Origin of the sequence: Citricoccus sp., assembly GCF_035445025.1 — a bacterium.
GTDB lineage: Bacteria > Actinomycetota > Actinomycetes > Actinomycetales > Micrococcaceae > Citricoccus.
The window spans coordinates 63,375-81,415 of sequence record NZ_DAOMPX010000006.1; the positions used below are offsets into that span (position 1 = coordinate 63,375).

The 18,041-nt window shown below is 71.7% G+C and carries 17 protein-coding genes; 3 read left to right on the top strand and 14 right to left on the bottom strand.

Annotated elements, in window-relative coordinates:
- Nucleotides 1-73: 73 nt before the first annotated feature.
- The 6 genes from PLJ28_RS03825 to PLJ28_RS03850 form a co-directional block, all read right to left on the bottom strand.
- Nucleotides 74-673, bottom strand: a complete 600-nt coding sequence (locus tag PLJ28_RS03825; protein WP_183526631.1) for a MerR family transcriptional regulator — start codon at nucleotides 671-673, stop codon at nucleotides 74-76.
- Nucleotides 674-925: 252 nt separating this feature from the next.
- Entirely contained in the window at nucleotides 926-1,483 is a 558-nt protein-coding gene (locus PLJ28_RS03830; protein WP_183526633.1) for a bifunctional nuclease family protein, read from the bottom strand.
- Nucleotides 1,484-1,490: 7 nt separating this feature from the next.
- On the bottom strand, nucleotides 1,491-2,177 hold the full coding sequence (gene ftsR / locus PLJ28_RS03835) for a transcriptional regulator FtsR (RefSeq protein ID WP_298044359.1): 687 nt from the start codon (nucleotides 2,175-2,177) through the stop codon (nucleotides 1,491-1,493).
- Nucleotides 2,178-2,295: 118 nt separating this feature from the next.
- Nucleotides 2,296-2,751, bottom strand: a complete 456-nt coding sequence (locus PLJ28_RS03840; protein ID WP_010143415.1) for an FHA domain-containing protein — start codon at nucleotides 2,749-2,751, stop codon at nucleotides 2,296-2,298.
- A 65-nt stretch (nucleotides 2,752-2,816) separates the two neighbouring features.
- The gene (gene gcvH / locus PLJ28_RS03845) at nucleotides 2,817-3,203 is read right to left on the bottom strand and encodes a glycine cleavage system protein GcvH (RefSeq protein WP_010143416.1); all 387 of its coding nucleotides are present in this window, start codon (nucleotides 3,201-3,203) and stop codon (nucleotides 2,817-2,819) included.
- A 65-nt stretch (nucleotides 3,204-3,268) separates the two neighbouring features.
- Entirely contained in the window at nucleotides 3,269-4,168 is a 900-nt protein-coding gene (locus tag PLJ28_RS03850; protein ID WP_324589890.1) for a MarR family winged helix-turn-helix transcriptional regulator, read from the bottom strand.
- Nucleotides 4,169-4,393: 225 nt separating this feature from the next.
- Here PLJ28_RS03850 and PLJ28_RS03855 point away from each other — a divergent pair, with 225 nt between their 5' ends.
- Nucleotides 4,394-6,361: an FAD-dependent monooxygenase gene (locus tag PLJ28_RS03855; RefSeq protein WP_298044329.1), complete on the top strand. Its 1,968-nt coding sequence runs from the start codon at nucleotides 4,394-4,396 to the stop codon at nucleotides 6,359-6,361.
- Nucleotides 6,362-6,463: 102 nt separating this feature from the next.
- On the opposite strand, the gene PLJ28_RS03860 is transcribed toward PLJ28_RS03855, so the two are convergent.
- A complete protein-coding gene (locus tag PLJ28_RS03860; protein ID WP_255459445.1) occupies nucleotides 6,464-6,991 on the bottom strand; it encodes a mycothiol transferase in 528 nt (175 codons plus the stop codon).
- 14 nt (nucleotides 6,992-7,005) lie between these two features.
- On the bottom strand, nucleotides 7,006-8,349 hold the full coding sequence (locus PLJ28_RS03865; RefSeq protein WP_183526638.1) for an MFS transporter: 1,344 nt from the start codon (nucleotides 8,347-8,349) through the stop codon (nucleotides 7,006-7,008).
- 128 nt (nucleotides 8,350-8,477) lie between these two features.
- Here PLJ28_RS03865 and PLJ28_RS03870 point away from each other — a divergent pair, with 128 nt between their 5' ends.
- Entirely contained in the window at nucleotides 8,478-9,611 is a 1,134-nt protein-coding gene (locus PLJ28_RS03870; RefSeq protein ID WP_255459446.1) for a baeRF11 domain-containing protein, read from the top strand.
- Nucleotides 9,612-9,676: 65 nt separating this feature from the next.
- Here the strand turns inward: PLJ28_RS03870 and PLJ28_RS03875 are convergent, their stop codons facing one another.
- Nucleotides 9,677-11,152 carry a peptide MFS transporter gene (locus tag PLJ28_RS03875; RefSeq protein WP_183526640.1) on the bottom strand — a complete coding sequence of 492 codons (1,476 nt, stop codon included), beginning with the start codon at nucleotides 11,150-11,152 and terminating at the stop codon, nucleotides 9,677-9,679.
- Between the two features lie 88 nt (nucleotides 11,153-11,240).
- Between PLJ28_RS03875 and PLJ28_RS03880 the strand changes: the two genes are divergently transcribed.
- Complete coding sequence (locus PLJ28_RS03880) at nucleotides 11,241-11,777, top strand: DUF488 domain-containing protein (RefSeq protein WP_183526642.1); 537 nt, start codon at nucleotides 11,241-11,243, stop codon at nucleotides 11,775-11,777.
- On the opposite strand, the gene PLJ28_RS03885 is transcribed toward PLJ28_RS03880, so the two are convergent.
- The 5 genes from PLJ28_RS03885 to trxB form a co-directional block, all read right to left on the bottom strand.
- Nucleotides 11,762-12,553: an enoyl-CoA hydratase/isomerase family protein gene (locus PLJ28_RS03885; RefSeq protein ID WP_183526644.1), complete on the bottom strand. Its 792-nt coding sequence runs from the start codon at nucleotides 12,551-12,553 to the stop codon at nucleotides 11,762-11,764. The two genes, PLJ28_RS03880 and PLJ28_RS03885, sit on opposite strands and share 16 nt — an antisense overlap.
- Nucleotides 12,550-14,190, bottom strand: coding sequence for a fatty acyl-CoA synthetase (locus PLJ28_RS03890; protein WP_324589891.1), 1,641 nt, complete (start codon nucleotides 14,188-14,190; stop codon nucleotides 12,550-12,552). The genes PLJ28_RS03885 and PLJ28_RS03890 overlap by 4 nt, the downstream gene beginning before the upstream one ends.
- Nucleotides 14,191-14,192: 2 nt before the next feature.
- Nucleotides 14,193-15,350 (bottom strand): acetyl-CoA C-acetyltransferase, encoded by a 1,158-nt coding sequence (locus tag PLJ28_RS03895; RefSeq protein ID WP_183526650.1) that lies wholly within the window; start codon nucleotides 15,348-15,350, stop codon nucleotides 14,193-14,195.
- Nucleotides 15,351-15,558: 208 nt separating this feature from the next.
- Complete coding sequence (locus PLJ28_RS03900; RefSeq protein ID WP_298044337.1) at nucleotides 15,559-17,028, bottom strand: FAD-dependent oxidoreductase; 1,470 nt, start codon at nucleotides 17,026-17,028, stop codon at nucleotides 15,559-15,561.
- Nucleotides 17,021-18,034 (bottom strand): thioredoxin-disulfide reductase, encoded by a 1,014-nt coding sequence (trxB, locus tag PLJ28_RS03905; RefSeq protein ID WP_183526652.1) that lies wholly within the window; start codon nucleotides 18,032-18,034, stop codon nucleotides 17,021-17,023. The genes PLJ28_RS03900 and trxB overlap by 8 nt, the downstream gene beginning before the upstream one ends.
- Nucleotides 18,035-18,041: the final 7 nt, after the last annotated feature.

The following is an 18,041-nucleotide window of genomic DNA, read 5'->3' on the forward strand; positions in this document are numbered from 1 at the left end:
CAGACCGCGACGACCCCGTGCCTGCCGGCGGCAGGGACGGGGCCGTCGTCGGGAAGAGGCGGTGGGACGCCCCTCAGGAGGCGGACTTGCGCTGGGCGCGACGCTGGGAGAGTTCGTCCCCGGGGAAGTCGCCGGGGGTGTCATGCAGGCGCTCGGAGGGCAGCTGGGCGAGGGAGCCCTCGACCTCACGCCAGACCCGGCCGACGGCGATGCCGAAGACACCCTGCCCGCCCTGCACCAGGTCGATGACCTCGTCGGCCGACATGCACTCGTAGACCGAGGCACCGTCGCTCATCAGCGTGATCTGTGCCAGGTCGTCCACGCCGCGCTCGCGCAGGTGTTCCACGGCCGAACGGATCTGCTGCAGCGAGACCCCGGTGTCCAGCAGCCGCTTGACCACCTTGAGCACGAGGATGTCCCGGAAGGAGTACAACCGCTGTGTCCCCGAGCCGCTGGCTCCCCGGACGGTGGGCACCACGAGGCCCGTCCGGGCCCAGTAGTCCAACTGGCGGTAGGTGATCCCGGCCGCCTTGCACGCGGTGGGGCCGCGGTATCCGACGCCCTCGTCGAGCACCGGCAGGTCTTCGGTGAACAGCATGCCCTGCGCCGGGGTGCGCGCAGCGGCGGGATGCGTCACGTCCGGGGACTGCCCGGCCTCGCCCTTGGGACTCACTGGAACCCTCCTGGTCTCAGGTCCACACTGGGGAAGGAAGGAGCCGCCGGTCCGGACCAGCGGAGCGCGACGGGCATCGACCCGGCCCGGCACCGCTGACCGATGCGAATGGACCGGCAGGCAATGTGGAACCTCTGCTGACGACGGTAGGCCCGTGGAGGGCCACGGTCAAAGACCCAGTCGCTTTCGCCGCGAACGTGTCGTCTCCCGCGGAGGGCCGGGGCAGCCGGCCCGGTGACGTCCGGGGCGCTGTCAGGACTGTCCCGGACCGCCGTCGGCGAAGTCCTCGGGGTCCACGGAGTCGAGGAACTCGCGGAACTTACTCAGCTCGGCATCGCGGTCCGCGGACCGGGACACACCGGTGGCGGACTCGTCCGTTGTCTCCTCGTCCTCGTCCTCCAGCGCCTGCTCGGGGTCCACCCCGGCATCCTGGAGGACCTCCGCCGCGCACAGCACGGGCACCCCGGCACGCAGGGCGCAGGCGATGGCATCGGAGGCCCTGGCATCCACCCGGGCGCCGTTGTCCAGCACGAGCTCGGCGTGGAAGACGGCGTCCCGCACCGAGCTGATCCGGACGGACTCCAGGGCGGTGCCCGCCGCGGCGATGACGTCGACGAGCAGGTCGTGGGTCATGGGGCGCGGCGGGGTGATCCCCTGTTGCCACAGGGCGATGGCGCTGGCCTCCGGAGCCCCCACCCAGATCGGCACCAGGGTCCCGGTGCCGGGGTCCTGGAGGAGCACGAGCGGCTGGTTGCCGGGCAGCTCCACCCGGACTCCCAGCACCGTCATCTCCACGTCGGGCAGGGCCATGTCCGCCTCACGAATCCAGTTCGGCGACCGCGGCGCCCACCAGGGCGCTGTGCAGTCCCAGGCAGGCCTCGCTGATCTCCCGGGCGGTCTCGGCCACCCGGGCCCCGGCCGCGGAGTCGCGGCGGCTGGCCAGGGGGGCCGTCACCCGTTCGATGAGACCGAGCTCTCGGTCCGCTGCCGCCCGGAACGGACGCAGGTGCCGGGGCTCCAGTCCGTGGGCGGCCAGCACGACGGCGGACCGGGTGGCCTTGAGGCAGTGCTCGCTGTACCGCCCGTCCTCGTCGGCGGCGATCATGCCGTACTGCTCGAGCGAGTCCAGCAGGTCGGCGCTGGCACCGGAGATCCCCTGCAGTTCGGCCCGGGTCAGCGGCCGGGTGTGCCCCGCCAGTTCCTGGGCGAGCTGGTCCGAGACCGAGCGCGGGGTCAGCGTGAGGCCGCCCGGCAGCGACTCCGGATGGTCACCGCGGTCCACCGCGTCGAGGTAGTCCTTGATGACCTTCAGCGGCAGGTACTGGTCGCGCTGGAGTGCCAGGATGAAGCGCAGGCGGTCGACGTCCGCGTCCGTGTACTTCCGGTAGCCCGCGGCGGTCCGCCGGGGGGTGATCAGGCCCTTCTCCTCCAGGAAGCGGATCTTGGAGGCGCTGGCCTGGGGGAAGTCCTCCTTGAGCTCGCCGAGGACCTCACCGATGTTCATCACGGCGCGGCTCGCACCGGTCCTGGCGGTCGAGACGGTGCGGCGGGAGGCTGCTGCGGTCACGGAGGGTTCCTCGGGTCTTCTTTCGGTGGCGTTCGTCGGTCTGATCCGGCCCGGGTCAGGCGCTGAGCCGCTGGGTGCCGGCGTAGAACGTCAGCCTGAACTTGCCGATCTGCACTTCCATCCCCGAGCGCAGGGCCACCGAGTCCACCCGGTCGTGGTTGACGTAGGTGCCGTTGAGCGAACCGGAGTCGACGACGACGAAGCCCTCTCCCTGACGGCGGAACTCGGCGTGCTTGCGGGAGACGGTGACGTCATCGAGGAAGATGTCCGCGTTCGGGTGACGTCCCGTGGTGGTCACGTCCTGGTCCAGCAGGAACCGTGCCCCCTGGTTCGGGCCGGCGTGGGCCACCAGCAGGGCCGATCCGATGGGCAGGGCGTTGATCGCAGCGCGGTCCTCCGCGTCGAGCGCGCGATCGACCGGACCGCCGAGGTCAGGCAGTCCGATGCTGGTGGTCTGCGCCTCTGGCTCGGTACCCGGTTCCCTGCCGCCCGGGTGCTGGGTGCCTGACATTGCTCCTCCGAGGTGGTGTCCGACCCGCTCTGCGGCGGGCCGGACGTAGTGCTTCCGTGACCTGACTAGCCTACCTGCTGACGGTAGCCCTCTGCATCGAGCAGGGCCTCGACCTGCGCCGGGTCCTTCACCGAGACCTCCATGAGCCAGCCCTCGCCGTAGGGGTCGGCGTTGAGCTTGGCGGGATCGGCGTCGAGCTCCTCATTACGGGCCGTGACGGTCCCCGTGACGGGCGCGAACAGGTCGCTGACGGACTTGGTGGACTCCACCTCGCCCACGGTCGACTCCGCCTCGATCTCCGTGCCGACCTCCGGCAGGTCCACGTAGACCACGTCGCCGAGGGCGTCCTGGGCGAAGTCGGTGATGCCGATGCGGACCACGCCGTCCGCGTCGGGACCGGAGACCCACTCGTGCTCGGCACTGTAACGAAGCCCGTCGGGGATGTTGCTCATGATTCCTCCAGGTGATCGGGGACGCTGGACCGTCCTGAGCGGGTCCACGCGGTACAGCACTGAGACTACTGGGGTCCCGTGCCGGGCGCCAATGGCGTCCGGCCACCCTCGGCGACGCGCCCCAACAGGGTCACCAGGCGCTCCCGCTCCCCTTCCGGCACCGGCGCCAGGATGCGCTCCTGGACGCGCAGGACCAAGGGGTCGACTCCCTCCAGGAGTGCTCGGCCGGCCGGGGTCAGCGCCACCTGGCGGGTCCGCCGGTCGAACGGATCGGCCGTCCGCTCCGTCCAGCCTCGCGCCTCCAGCCGGCCCAGCACGTCCGAGGCGCTGGAACGGTCGACCGCCGAGGCCTCGGCCAGCGCGCCCTGCCCCATCCCCCCGGCCCGCCGGAGCTCGTCCAGCACCGCGAACTGGGGACCGGTGAGCTGCCCGCCCACCTCCTCGGACCACAGCACCGAGTGCCGCTGCTGGGCCAGCCGGATCAGGTGACCGGGCCGGCGGTCCCGGCCCGACGGACCGACGTCGGCCACCAGCGCCAGTCGTGCCGTGAACCAGTCCCGGGCCCCGGACGGCAGGGGCTCCAGGAAGCGCGACTGGACACGTGCCACGGGCGCGGCGAGTCCCGCCAGCGCCGCGCCGGAGGGCGCGGTCAGCGTGATGACCTGCCGGCGGCCGTCGCGGGGGTCCCGGGACTGCCGGATCCACCCCTGGTCCCGGAGCCGTCGCACGATCCCCGCCGTGGTGGACCGGTCAAGCCCGGCCCGGAGGCCGATCGTGTTCTGGTCCAGGCCGTCGTCGGCTGCCGTGAGGGTGGCCAGGAGGGAGTACTGGGAGGGGGTGAGCGTCGAGCCGACCTCCTCGGACCACAGGACGTTGTGCACCTGCTGGCACCGGCGCAACAGGTGTCCGACGAGCGCCCCCCTCCCTGGGCCCCGGTCCCGCCCGTCCCCTTCCGTCGCCACCATGCACTGCCTTTCCGAGTAGGTTCCATCTGCCGCGTCCATGCGTAGGCGGACGATGCACCGCCGGGCGCCCGGACCTCGCCGGACGACGGGTGCGGATGCGACCGCCCCAGCATACTGTGGCTCCAGTCACGCGACTGCGTTATGATCGCCACGGAATCATTCAGCACACGGACGATTGGTGGGCACCCCGCCACGCACCTGTCCCCTCCGGCGAGAAGGAGCCTCATGCAATATCACCTGAACGGCTACCGCTACGGCGATCCCACCATCCAGCCCGCGGCCACCGGTCGTGAGGGAGGACAGGGCCCCCTGCCCGAGGAGGTGGACGTCCTCGTCGTGGGAACCGGGCCCGCCGGCACCGTCCTGGCCGCCCAGCTGGCCGAGTTCCCCGAGATCACCACGCGCGTGGTGGAACGCCGTCAGGGCCCGCTGCCGGTGGGCCAGGCCGACGGCGTGTCCTGCCGGACCGTCGAGATGTTCGACGCCTTCGGGCTCGCATCCACGCTGGTGAACGAGGCCTACTGGGTCAACGAGACCACCTTCTGGTCCCCCGACTCCGCGGACCGCACGGGCATCGCCCGCACCGGCCGGGTCCAGGACGTCGCCGACGGGCTGAGCGAGTACCCCCACGTCATCGTCAACCAGGCCCGGATGCAGGAGATGCTGCTGGAGAAGGCCGCCAAGTCCCCCTCCCGGCTCGAGGTCGACTACGGCTACAAGGCCCTGGGCGTCGAGGTCCCCGAGGACCCGGAGGCACTCGTCACCGTGACCCTCGAGGAGACGGACGAGCACGGCAAGGGCACCGGCGTGACCCGCACGGTCAGGGCGCGCTACGTGGTGGGCTGCGACGGCGCCCGCTCGGCGATCCGCACCTCGATCGGCCGCGCCCTGCACGGGGACGCCCAGAACCACGCCTGGGGCGTCATGGACATCCTGCCCGTGACCGACTTCCCGGACGTGCGCAAGAAGGCGGTCATGCAGTCCTCGAGCGGCGCGCTCCTCCAGATCCCCCGCGAGGGTGGGCACCTGGTGCGCTACTACGTGGACCTCGGCGACATCCCCGAGGGTGACCGCAGCATCCGGGACCGCACCACCTACGAGGACATCCTCTCGGCGGCGCAGAAGGCCATCCGTCCGTACACCCTGGACGCCCGCGACGTGGCGTGGTGGAGCGTCTACGAGGTGGGCCAGCGCGTCACGGACGGCTTCGACGACGTCACCGAGCCCGGCAGCCGCGACCCCCGCGTGTTCATCGCCGGCGACGCCTGCCACACCCACTCGGCCAAGGCCGGCCAGGGCATGAACGTCTCCATGCAGGACACCTACAACCTGGGCTGGAAGCTCGCCGCGGTCCTGCAGGGCCGGTCCCCGAGGTCGCTGCTCACCACCTACTCCGAGGAGCGCCAGACGATCGCCCAGGACCTCATCGACTTCGACAAGCGCTGGTCGAGGATGATGGGCTCCAAGGTCGCGGACCCCGACCACCCCGAGGCCGGCGGGGTGGCCGCCACGGACGTCGAGGCCCACTTCGTGGCCGGAGGCGTGTTCACCGCCGGCCTGTCCACCGTGTACCGCCAGTCCCTGCTGACCGGCGGGACGGCACACCAGGACCTCGCCACCGGGTTCGAGGTCGGGACCCGCTTCCACTCGGCCCCGGTCATCCGGGTAGCCGATGCCAAGCCCGAACAGCTGGGCCACGTGCACGAGGCCGACGGCCGGTGGCGCCTGTACGCCTTCGCCGACGCCGCCGACGCCGCGGACGCCGGGTCCGAGGGCTCGGCGCTGCGCGGGCTCATCACCTTCCTGGACGAGTCGGCCTCCTCCCCCGTCCGCCGCTTCACCCCGGCCGGCTGGGCCGACGACGCCGTGTTCGACGTCCGCGCGATCCTGCAGCAGGAGCACCTGGACGTCGACCTGAACGCCCTCCCGCAGTTCCTGCTCCCCGCGAAGGGGAGGTTCGGCCTGCGCGACTACGAGAAGGTGTTCTCGGCGGAGCGGACCAACGGCCGCCTGCTCGGTGACGTGCCCGGGCTGACGGCCACGCAGGACATCTACGACCTGCGCGGCATCGACCGCGAGCGCGGTGCCCTCGTGGTCGTCCGACCGGACCAGTACATCGCGCAGGTGATGCCGCTGGAGGCCCACGAGGAACTCGCCGGGTTCTTCGCGGCCTTCATGGTCGAGCAGTCCTGACCCCTTTCCGGCGTCACCCGTGAGGGCCGGCCCGCCCCGTGGCGGGCCGGCCCTCGGCGCACCCGCCCGGTGTCCACCGGCACGGGAGACGGCGCCGCGGGCTCAGTCGCCGTCCGGCATTCCCGCCACGTAGGCTGCCTGGCCCACGTGTTGGAGCGCATCGGCGAAGATGCTGACCAGGCGCGCCCCCCGCGTGACCGGCGGGTGCCAGCCCTCGTCGACGACCACGCCGAGGTCGTCGGACCGCAGCCGGCCCAGGTAACCCGTCGCGGCCCCCGTGACCGCGGCGAGGTAGTCCCGGAGCAGGCCCTTGTCCGTCACGACGACGGCGCGGGCCTCGGCCGACGAGTGACCGAAGCCGTGGCCCTCGGCCGGCACCGTCGGCCCGAAGCGGCCGGGCCAGTCCCCTGCGGTCCACGTCTCCTCGACGCCGGCGAGCGCGGCGACCTGGGCGTCGGTCTCGCGGCCGGCATGCCAGACGAGCCAGGCGATCGAGTTCGGGTGCCCACCGGGATGCGCATTGAGCCGGGTGGGGTGCACCTCACCCCAGAACAGGTCGAGCTGGTCGAGGGGCCTGCGGGCCAGGTCGGTGAGGATGTCGGTGGCGTCCATGGCGCCAGTCTGGTCCATGGGCGGGCTCCCCGTCAGGACCGGGCCGGCACGGGTCCGGCGTAGGCGGCCGAGATCCGGTGATAGGCCGGCGACCGCCACGCCACCACCGCCGCGAGGACCATGACCAGTCCCGCGACGAGGAAGACGAGCGCGATCCCCCGGGCCGTCCCCGTGCCCAGCAGTGGTTCCAGGGCCGCGCCGCCCTCGGCACCCCGGGCGAAGGGGATGATCCAGACCTCCGCGATCGGGGCCACCACGAAGGCCGTCACGGGTGCCGCCGCCGACTCGACGGCCGCGGCGAACCCGAAGACCCGTCCCTGGCGGTGCAGCGGCACGACCTTCTGGATGACGGTCTGCTCCGCGGCCTCCACGGCCGGGATGCCGAGCATGTACAGCCAGATGCCCAGGACGTACAGCCACCCCCACTCCCGGATGGTGAACAGCGAACCGATCACCCCCATGATCGCGACGATGCCCAACAGGGTGCGGATGGGGTTGGGCCCCAGCCCGAGGCGTCCGACGAGGACCCCGCCGAGGATGAAGCCCGTGGCTCCGAGGGCGAACCAGGCGCCCCAGAGCTCGACCGTGAACAGTTCCAGGCCGTAGGGGTCCATCAGGGCCAGGTACACGCCGCCGATGAAGTTGTTGAACGTCGTGAACAGGATCAGCGCGACCATGCCCGGAATGTCCCGGATCGCGGACCAGGCGCCCGCGAGGTCGAACCCCCCGTGGGCGTCGGAGGGAGCCGGTGCGGCCTCCTCGGGCAGGCGCAGGATCGCCAGGTGGGCCAGGGCCAGGGCCGAGAGGACGACGGCGACCAGCACGGTCGGGCCCATCCCCAGCAACCCGATCGAGAGCCCGGACAGGACGGAGGTGGCGATGAAGGCCAGCCCCTGCACCATGCCCACGTAGCCGTTGGCGTTGGCCCGCCGGTCCTGGTCGATGAGCAGGGTGACGGTGGTCGACAGCGCGATGTTCCGCAGGTTCTCGACGACGGCCCCCGCCAGGACGGACAGGGCGAACGCCCAGAACCACGGGCGGTCCAGGGCGCTGCGCTCCTCGGCCGGTGCCACCAGGAACAACAGTCCGGCCACGGCGAACATCGCCAGCGTGACGGCTCCCGCGAACCGCATCACCGGAAGCTTGCGGAACCGGTCCACGTAGGTGCCGAAGCTGATCCCGGTGGCGGCCAGCAGCAGCATGTAGGCGCCGCCGATCACCCCCGTGGCGATCACGTTCCGCGTCTCGAGGTAGATCCAGAAGGTGATGGCGAACCACAGGTAGCTGGTGGTGAGGTTGGCCAGGGCAGTGTTGGCCAGGATGCCGGCGAAGGTGCGGTTGCGCTCCCCCGCCGTACGCACCGGGCGCGTCTGCATGCGCACAGCGTACGCCCACCGGTGGGCCGGGGGCGACGGGCCGACGTCGTGGTGCCGAGTCGGCAGAACCGGGCACGGAATCTCCGGAATCAGGTGTGCTTTCGGTCACACGTGGGTACCGTGTCCCCATGAGCATCGACATTCCCTCAGCAGAAGACTTCGCCGAGCTCACGCAGCACCGGCACGCCGCGAGCGTGTCGTTGTATGTTGCGTCGTCCGGGGCCGACGACGCCCGGGCGCCGATCGGCCGGAACCCCGAGGCGGCCCAGGTGGCCCTGCGCACGATGGCCACGGAGGCTCTGGCCACGCTGCCCGGGTCCGTGCCCGCCGAGGACCGGGAGCGCGTCAGCGCCGAGGTGGCCGCACTGGAGGAGGACCGGGACTTCTGGTCCACCCAGGCGCGCTCCATCGCGGTGTTCGTCTCGCCGTCGGGGTTGCGCGCCTTCCGGCTCATGAACAACCTGAACAGTCACTGCAGCGTCGGCGACCGGTTCGACGTCGGCCCCCTCATCCGGGCCACGACCTTCGCCCACAGCGGGTACGTGCTGGCACTGACGAAGGGATCGGTGCGGCTGCTGGCCCTGGAGGCCGACGCCTCCTGCCATGAGGTGCCGCTGACCGGGCTGCCCGACGACCTCGGCCTCGAACTGCAGACCGCCGACAACGAGGGCCGCATGGACCGCCAGCGCGCGGACGGGAACCAGCGGCCCAAGGTCCAGCGCCGTGACTACTGCTCGACCGTCCAGGAGGCGGTCCTGCGCCAGATCAACGGGTCCGCCCACCCGCTGGTGCTGGCGGCCAGCCCCGACCTGGAACCGGCCTACCGGGAGGTCAACACCTACCAGCGGCTCGTGGAGGAGGGCATCGGCGTCAACCCGGCCTCGCTGTCCCTGGAGGACCTGGGGAAGCGCGGCCGTGAGGTGCTGGACCGCAACTACGCCACCCAGCTGGCCGCCTGGCGCGAGCGCTTCGGCACGCAGCGCGCCCATGGCCGGGCCAGTGCCAAGCTGCGGGAGATCGCCAGGGCGGCGACCGCGGGCCGGGTGGACGTGCTGCTGTTCGATCTCGCGGCCGAACGCGAGGGCACCATCGACGAGTACGGCGAGGTGACTGTCGCGGAGGAGCCCAGCGCCCACACCTACGGCCTGGCGGACGAGGTCGCGGCCCGGGTACTGCGTACCGGCGGAACCGTCAAGGCCGTCCGCTCGGCAGACCTTCCCGACGGCGCCCTGATCGCGGCGACGTTCCGTTCACCGGCCTGAGCCGCGCCGAGGGCGGGTGCTGACCGGATCGTCCCGGTCGGCACCCGCCCTCCCCGCTCGGCAGGTCAGTGGACTCCGCGCATGGCCCGGTGCACCGGGCGGGAGATGACCAGCATGACCACGCCGATCGCGATGGTCACGGCACCGAGGATCCCGAAGTAGGTGCCCTCCGTCTCAGCGGTGTAGTAGCCGGCGAGCGCGCCGGACAGCGCGGTGCCCAGGGCCACCGAGAGGTTGTACAGGGCCACCATCATCACCGGGAACGCCGCGGGCGCGAGCTTGGTGGACAGGGACAGCCCCACCGGGGAGACCATGAGCTCACCCATGGTGGCCACCAGCATGATGAACCCGATCCACAGCACCGGTACCGCTCCCGTGCCGACCATCGGCAGGAACAGCAGGAAGGCGGCGCCCATCAGGGCGATGCCCACCCCGAACTTGACCGGGGTGTTGGGCTGGCGGCGGCCCAGCTTCGTCCACAGTGCGGCGAAGACGGGGGCCAGCAGGATGATGAAGAACGGGTTGAAGGACTGCACCCACGGGATCGGCATCTCCCAGTCGCCCAGCATGCGGTCGAGCCGCGTGTCCGAGTAGAGGGTGATGACGGTGAACTGCTGCTGGAACAGGGCGAAGAAGGCGGCCGAGCCGATGAACAGCGGAATGAAGGCCAGCACGCGACTGCGCTCCTCGCCGGTGGTCTTGGCCGACGTGAGGATGACCGCGAAGATCGCGATCGCGGCCACCACGGAGAGGACGACGACGACGTCGGCCAGGTTCGCGGCGTTGACGAGCCCGGTGGCCACGGCCACCGCGATCACCGCCAGGGCCACGACGGTGATGCCGATCCACCGGCCGTACTGGCTGCGCGGCAGCGGGCTGGGCACGTGGTGGACGTGCTCCGGCAGGCTCTTGCGGGTCAGCGCGTACTGGGTCAGGCCGATGGCCATGCCCACGGCCGCCAGTCCGAAGCCGACGTGGAAACCCCAGGTCTGGGCGGTCCAGCCGGTCAGCAGGGGCCCGACCAGGCCACCGATGTTGATGCCCATGTAGAAGATGGAGAACCCTGCGTCGCGCCGCGGATCGGCCCGCGTGTAGAGGTTGCCGACCAGGTTGGCGACGTTCGCCTTCAGCCCGCCCGAACCGAGCCCCACCAGGACCAGGCCCAGCGCGAGCCCGGGGACGCCCGGGACCAGGGCCAGCGCGATGTGCCCGCACATGATGAGCACCCCGCTGATGAACATCGTCCGTTCCGAGCCCAGCAGCCGGTCGGCCACCCAGCCGCCGATGATGCAGAACACGTAGACCATGCCGCCGTAGGCACCGACGATGCCGGTGGCCACCGCCTCGTCGATCCCCAGGCCGCCCTCGGCGACCGTGAAGTACATGTAGATGAGCAGGATGCCCTGCATCCCGTAGAACGAGAAGCGCTCCCACAACTCGACGCTGAACAGGTTGGCGAGCGGGCCCGGCTGGCCGAAGAACGTCCTGCCCGAGGGGTTCCGCTCAGCGGCGGTGGGTTCGATGGTTTCTGGAGAATGCACCCATACACTTTCCTCCTCTCCTCTGGCAAGTGCAAGTTCACCTGATGGACCCGCTGGACCTGACGGCCGGGGACGTTAGATTCGGGGCATGGACTTTCCGTTCTACACCGTCGGTCACTCGACCCGGACGCTGGAGGAGTTCCTGGACCTGCTGCGCTCGGTGGACGTCCGGTTGCTCGTGGACGTGCGGCGACTGCCCGGTTCGCGCCGCTACCCGCACTTCGACCAGGAGGTCCTCGCGGCATCCCTGTCCGGGACGGGCATCGAGTACCGGCGCCTGGCCTCCCTCGGCGGCCGGCGGTCACGCGACCGGTCCGTCCCGGAGGAGGTCAACGGCTTCTGGGAGAACCGCAGCTTCCACAACTATGCGGACCACGCCCTGTCGGAGGAGTTCAGGACGGGACTGGCCGAGCTGCGGGCGTGGGGTGCCGAGCGGACGGCGGCGGTGATGTGCTCGGAGGCGGTGTGGTGGCGGTGTCATCGCCGGATCATCGCCGACCACCTGCTCGCGGCGGGCGAGGCCGTGCACCACCTCATGGAACCGGGCAAGGCTCCCCCGGCCCAGCTCACCGCCGGTGCCGTGGTGGATCCCGACGGCGGCCGGGTCACCTACCCCGCGCGGTGAGCCGCCGGCGCCGGCGCGGCGAACCGGTCCACGAGGCGGACGCTCTCCGGGTGCGTGCTCGACCGCGCCACGCTCCGCGCCTCCGCGCGCAGGTGCTCCTCCCAGTCCGCCCCGTAGCGACCGGCGCGGAGCAGTGCCTTGGTGGGGCCGACCACGTGGTCCGCGTTGGCCGCGAACGCGTCCTCGGCCTCCGTCAGCCGGCGGGCGAAGCCGGCGGCCGGGACGGACTGGCTGGCCAGCCCCCACTCCACGGCCTCCGCCCCGCCCAGCCGGCGTCCACCCAGGGTCAGCTCAACCGCCCGGTGATATCCGACGGTACGCGGCAGCAGGTAGGACACCCCGGTGTCCGGGGTGAGCCCGACGCCGGCGAAGGCCCCGACGATCTTCGCCTCGTCGCTGGTCAGTACCCAGTCCGCGGCGAGCAGCAGGCCCAGGCCGGCCCCGGCCGTGGCGCCGTTGACCCCGGCGACCACCAGCAACCGCGTGCGGGACAGGGCGGTCATCAGGGTGCTCGTCGCCGTCGCCAGGGACAGCAGGAGCTCGTGCCGCTCCCCGGCCGGCACCGAGGCCATGGATCGGACGTCACCGCCAGCGCAGAAGAAGCGGTCGCGGCCCGTCACGGTCAGCACCTGGACCCGGGGATCTGCCTCGGCGCGTTCGAGTTCCGTGACCAGGGCCTCCGCGAGGGGCTCGTCGAGGGCGTTGCCGGCGGCGACGCGGTCCAGGACGAGCCGGACCACCCCCGAGCGGCGTTCGACCCGCAGCGGCGACGTCACGACTGCACCCTCGGCACCGGGGTCTCGGTGCGCTCGGCACGCAGTTCGCGCTTGAGGAGCTTGCCGGACTGGTTGCGGGGCAGTTCGGCGACGAAGTCCACGCGCTTGGGCACCTTGTAGTCGGCGATCCGGTCCCTGACGTGCGCTCGCACGGCCTCGGCGGTCAGGGCGGCACCGTCCTTGAGGACCACGACCGCGGTGATGGCCTCGATCCAGCGCTCGTCGGGCAGGCCGATGACGGCCACCTCGGCCACCTCGTCGAGCTCGTAGATGCAGTCCTCGACCTCCCGTGGAGCCACCATGACCCCGCCGGTGTTGATCACGTCCTTGATGCGGTCCACCACCTGGATGTACCCCTGGGCGTCCCGGGTGACCTGGTCCCCGGAGCGGAACCAGCCCTCGGAGAAGGCCTCGGCGGTGGCCTCGGGCTTGTTCCAGTACCCGTCCATCAGCTGGGGGGAGCGGTACTGGATCTCCCCGGGCTCGCCGGGTTCGGCCACGCGCCCCTCGGCGGTGACCACCCGGGCCTCGACGAGGTAGACCGGCCGCCCGCAGGAGGCCGGTCGGGCGTGGTGCTCCTCCGGGCGCAGCACGGTGCACAACGGGCCCAGCTCGGACTGGCCGAAACAGTTGTAGAACCCCAGTCCCGGGAACCGGGACCGCAGCCGGCCCAGCACGGTCACGGGCATGATCGAGGCCCCGTACTGGGCCTTCGTCAGGGAGGACAGGTCACGGGTGTCCAGCTCGGGATGGTTGGACAGCGGTACCCACACCGTGGGGGCCAGGAACAGGGAGCCGATGTGCTCCTCCTCCACGTAGCGCAGGATCTCCGGCACGTCCGGCTTGGCCAGCAGGCGCACCGTGGCCCCCAGGGAGAGATACGGCAACAGGAACACGTGCATGGCCGCCGAGTGGTACAACGGCATCGCCACCAGCGGCCGGTCCTCGGCCGTGAAGTCCAGGGCGATGACCGAGGAGACGTACTCGGCCATCAGCGCCCGGTGGGTCATCATCGCCCCCTTCGGGGCCGACGTCGTCCCCGAGGTGTACAGCAGCTGGAGCAGGTCCGTCTCGACCGGGCCCGTGCCGGGCTCCGCCCCCGCACCCGGGCCGGAGCCGGGTCCCTCGCCCTCAGCGGTCTCCAGGAGGGACTGCTGCCCCGTGCCGGAACCGGGGAACATCGGCAGGACGGTCTCGACGCCGGCCGCACGGCCCCCGTCCAGGACCTCGCGGACCAGCGGGGCCAGGGCGTTGTCCGCCACGATCAACCGCGCCCCGGAGTCCTCCAGGATGTAGGCGAGCTCACCGCCCTTGAGGGCGAAGTTCACCGGGACGTGGACCACGCCCGCCTGGGCGCAGGCCAGGAACAGCACGAGGTACGCGTCCGAGTTCACCCCGTAGGCCGCCACCCGGTCCCCCGGTGCGAGCCCGAGGTCCCTCAACCGGTGGCCCACGCGGTCCACGGCCGCCCCCAGGTCGCGGTAGCTCCAGTGACGGTCCTGGAACCGCAGCGCGACGGTGTCGCCGAAGGTGGACACGGCGCGGCGCACCAGGGCACCCACCGTGTTCTGCTGGGCCTGCTGGACGGCCGCCCCCACGCCCCTGCCGGTCTCGGTGTCGGTGTCGGTCGATGTCATGGTCAGAGCCTCTCGATGATGGTGACGTTGGCCTGGCCGCCGCCCTCGCACATGGTCTGCAGCCCGTAGCGGCCGCCGGTGCGTTCTAGTTCGTGCAGCATCGAGGTCATCAGCCGGGCCCCGGTGGCCCCGATCGGGTGGCCCAGGGCCATCGCCCCGCCGTTGACGTTCACCCGGGTCATGTCGGCCCCCGTCTCGTGGGCCCATGCCAGCACCACGGCGGCGAACGCCTCGTTGATCTCGATCACGTCCAGGTCATCGAGGCTCATCCCGGTCCGTTCCAGGGCGTGCCGGGTGGCACGGATCGGGGCCGAGAGCATCATCACCGGGTCATCGCCCCGGGCCGAGACGTGGTGGATCCTGGCCCGCGGGCTCAGACCGTACCGCTCCACGGCGGCCTCGGAGGCGATGAGCAGGGCCGCGGCCCCGTCGGACATCTGCGAGGCGGACGCGGCGGTGTGCAGCCCGCCGGGCACGATCGGCTCCAGCGAGGCCATCTTCGCCACGTCCGGGACCCGGGGACCCTCGTCCGCGGTGACCCCCGGCGCCTGGGGCACCGGGATGATCTCCCGCTCGAAGCGCCCCGCCGCCTGGGCGGCCAGGGCCCGCTCGTGCGAACTCACCGCCAGCCCCTCCAGCGCCTCACGGCTGAACCCCCACTGGGCGGCCATCATCTCCGCGCCCCGGAACTGGGAGATCTCCTGGCCCCCGTACCGGTCCGCCCAGCCCACGGACCCGGTGAACGGGTCCGGGAACCCCAACTCCGCGGCCGCCTGGTTGGCGTGGGACAGCGGGATCGTAGACATCGACTGCACCCCGCCGGCCACCACCAGGTCACTGGTGCCGGACATCACCGCCTGGGCGGCATAGTGCACCGCCTGCTGGCCGGAACCGCACTGGCGCTCCACCGTGGTCCCGGGCACCGCTTCGGAGCCCCCGGCCGCCAGCCAGGCGTTGCGGGCGATGTCCATCGCCTGCGGACCCAGCTGGTCGATACACCCCAGGATCACCTCGTCATACTCGGCCGAGTCGATCCCGGCCCGTCGGACGATCTCCGCGATCGGCGCGGCGGCCAGGTCCAGGGGGTGGACTTGCGCCAGGCCCTTCCCGCGCCGGCCCACCGGGGTCCGCACGGCATCGATGATGTAGGCCTCGGCCACGATTGCTCCTCCAGGTCAGGATGGTCGGCACGCAGTGGCGACGGGACTCACGACGTGTGATCCGACCCACGTGTATGAGGATGTCCAACCACTGGAGATCTGTCCAGAGCGAGGGAAGGAAAAGTTACCGGCCGGTTCGTGGGTGCGTCCCCGTCCGGTCGGCGGTGGCCCCCGACGTGGAGTTCGGGACGCTGAGGGTGAGCGCGGGTCAGCAGCAGGCGCTGGCCCGGACGGGCAGCAGCACCGGGACGGTCGCGGGTGTGGGCGGGATGTCGATGGATGCGGTCGTGGGGGCCGGAGTGCAACAGCCCTGATCGGCAGTGCCGGCGACGGGGGTCGGGACGTCACAGGACCCGCCCAGGTCGGTGGAGCACACCCCGGTCTCGGGCAGCTCCAGCTCCACGTGGTTGGCGGCGGCCTGGTCCCCGGCCAGGGAGGCGGCGATGGAGCGGACCTGTTCGTAGCCGGTGGCCATCAGGAAGGTCGGCGCCCGCCCATAGCTCTTCATGCCCACGATGTAGAACCCCGGCTCGGGATGGGCGAGCATCTTCTCCCCATGCGGCGCGACCGAACCGCAGGAGTGGAACTCCGGATCGATCAGCGGGCCCAGTCGCCTCGGGGCCTCCACGGCCGGGTCCAGGTCCAGGCGCAGCTCGGAGAGCATGCCCAGTGCGGGACGGAATCCGGTGGCCGGCACCACCACGTCCACCACCAGCCGTTCGTCTCCGGCCGGGGTGGAGGCCTGCACCATCATCCCCAGGCCGGTGGTGGTGAAGGCGGTGATGGTGAAGGACGGGTGCACCCGGATGGTCCCGGTCTCCACCAGGTGGCGCAGCCGGGTGCCCAGGGCCCCGCGGGCCGCCAGTTCGTCGCGGTCCTCGCCGCCATAGACCCGGGTGACGTCGGCCGAGCGGACCGCCCAGGAGATCCGGGTGCCCGGGGCGTCCTGGGCCAGGGCGCCGAGCTCGAGCAGGGTGTTGGCCGCCGAGTGCCCGGCCCCGACCACCAGCACGTGCTGACCGGCGAACCGGGCCCGGTCCCGGCCGGTGACGTCCGGCAGCGCGGTGGTGATCCGCCCTGCCGCGCGGGCAGCGGTCTCCCCGGGTGCCTCCAGTCCGGCCTGGCCCAAGGGGTTGGGCTGGCCCCAGGTGCCGGTGGCGTCGATCACCGCGGACGCGAACACGTCTTCCACGGTGCCGTCCGCGTGCTGGATGCGGACCAGGAAGGGTGTGTCCAGGCGGCCGGCGGTGCGGGTCTTGTCCATCCCGGCCCGGGACACCGCGATCACGCGGGCACCGGTGCGGATCCGGGGTGCCAGGGCCTCGGTGGCGGCCAACGGCTGAAGGTACTGCTCGACCAGTTCGGTCCCGGTGGGCAGGGCCTCCGGGTCCGGGGTGACCCATCCGGTGGGCTCGAGCAGGCGGGCCGCGGCGGCGTCGACGTTGTACCGCCACGGGGAGAACAGTCGGGTGTGGCCCCAGGCCCGGATGGCCGCCCCGACGTCTGGGCCAGCTTCCAGGACCAGTGGGTCCAGGCCGCGCTCGACCAGGTGGGCGGCGGCGGCCAGGCCCACCGGTCCGGCGCCGATGACCACGACCGGAAGCCCGGTGGGGTCCGCGCTGATGTCGGTCGTGCTGGAGCTGCTGGCTGTGGTGGTGGGGATGGTGGTGTCAGCCATGAGTGGGCTCCTCGACGAGTGCGGTGGCGATGGACTCGGCATCATTCAGGGCGGCCAGGTAGCGCTCGGCGTCCAGGGCCGCGGCGCAGCCGGTGCCGGCCGCGGTGATGGCCTGGCGGTAGCGGTGGTCCACCGCGTCCCCGCAGGCGAAGACCCCGGTCAGGTTGGTGTGGGTGGTGCGGGCGTCCACGACGATGTACCCCTCGGCGTCCAGCTCCAGCTGGTCGGCGACCAGTTCGGTGCGGGGCAGGTGGCCGATGGCCACGAACACCCCGGTCGCGGCGAGATCGCGGGTGTCCCCGGTGATGGTGTCGGTCAGGGTGACCCCGGTGACCTTGTCGGCGCCGTGGATCGCGGCGACACGGCTATTCCAGGCGAAGTGGATCTTGGGATTGTCCTTGGCGCGGGCGGCCATGATCTTCGAGGCCCGCAGGGCGTCCCGGCGGACCACGACGGTGACGGAGCGGGCGAAGCGGGTGAGGAACAGGGCCTCCTCCATGGCCGAGTCCCCGCCGCCGACGACGACGATGTCCTGGTCGCGGAAGAAGAACCCGTCACAGGTGGCGCACCAGGACACCCCGTGCCCGCTGAGGCTCTTCTCCTCGGGCAGGCCGAGCTCCTTGTAGGCCGAACCGGTGGCCACGATCACCGCCGGGGCCCGGTAGGTCATCCCGGTCAGGGTGGTGACCTCCTTCAGGTGCCGGGACAGGGACACGGACGCGGCGTCGTCGTACTCGATGATGGCCCCGAACCGGATGGCCTGCTCCGCCAGTCCGGCCATCAGCTCCGGGCCCTGGATCCCGCCGGGGAACCCGGGGAAATTCTCCACCTCGGTGGTGTTCATCAGCGCCCCGCCGTGGGTGACGGATCCGGCGATCACCCGCGGGGCCAACCCGGCCCTCGCGGCGTAGATCGCGGCGGTGTACCCGGCCGGACCCGAGCCGATGATGATCAGCTGGTCCGTGGCCTGCTCAGTGCTCGTGGTGTCCGTGGTCGTGGTGCTCATGGGATGG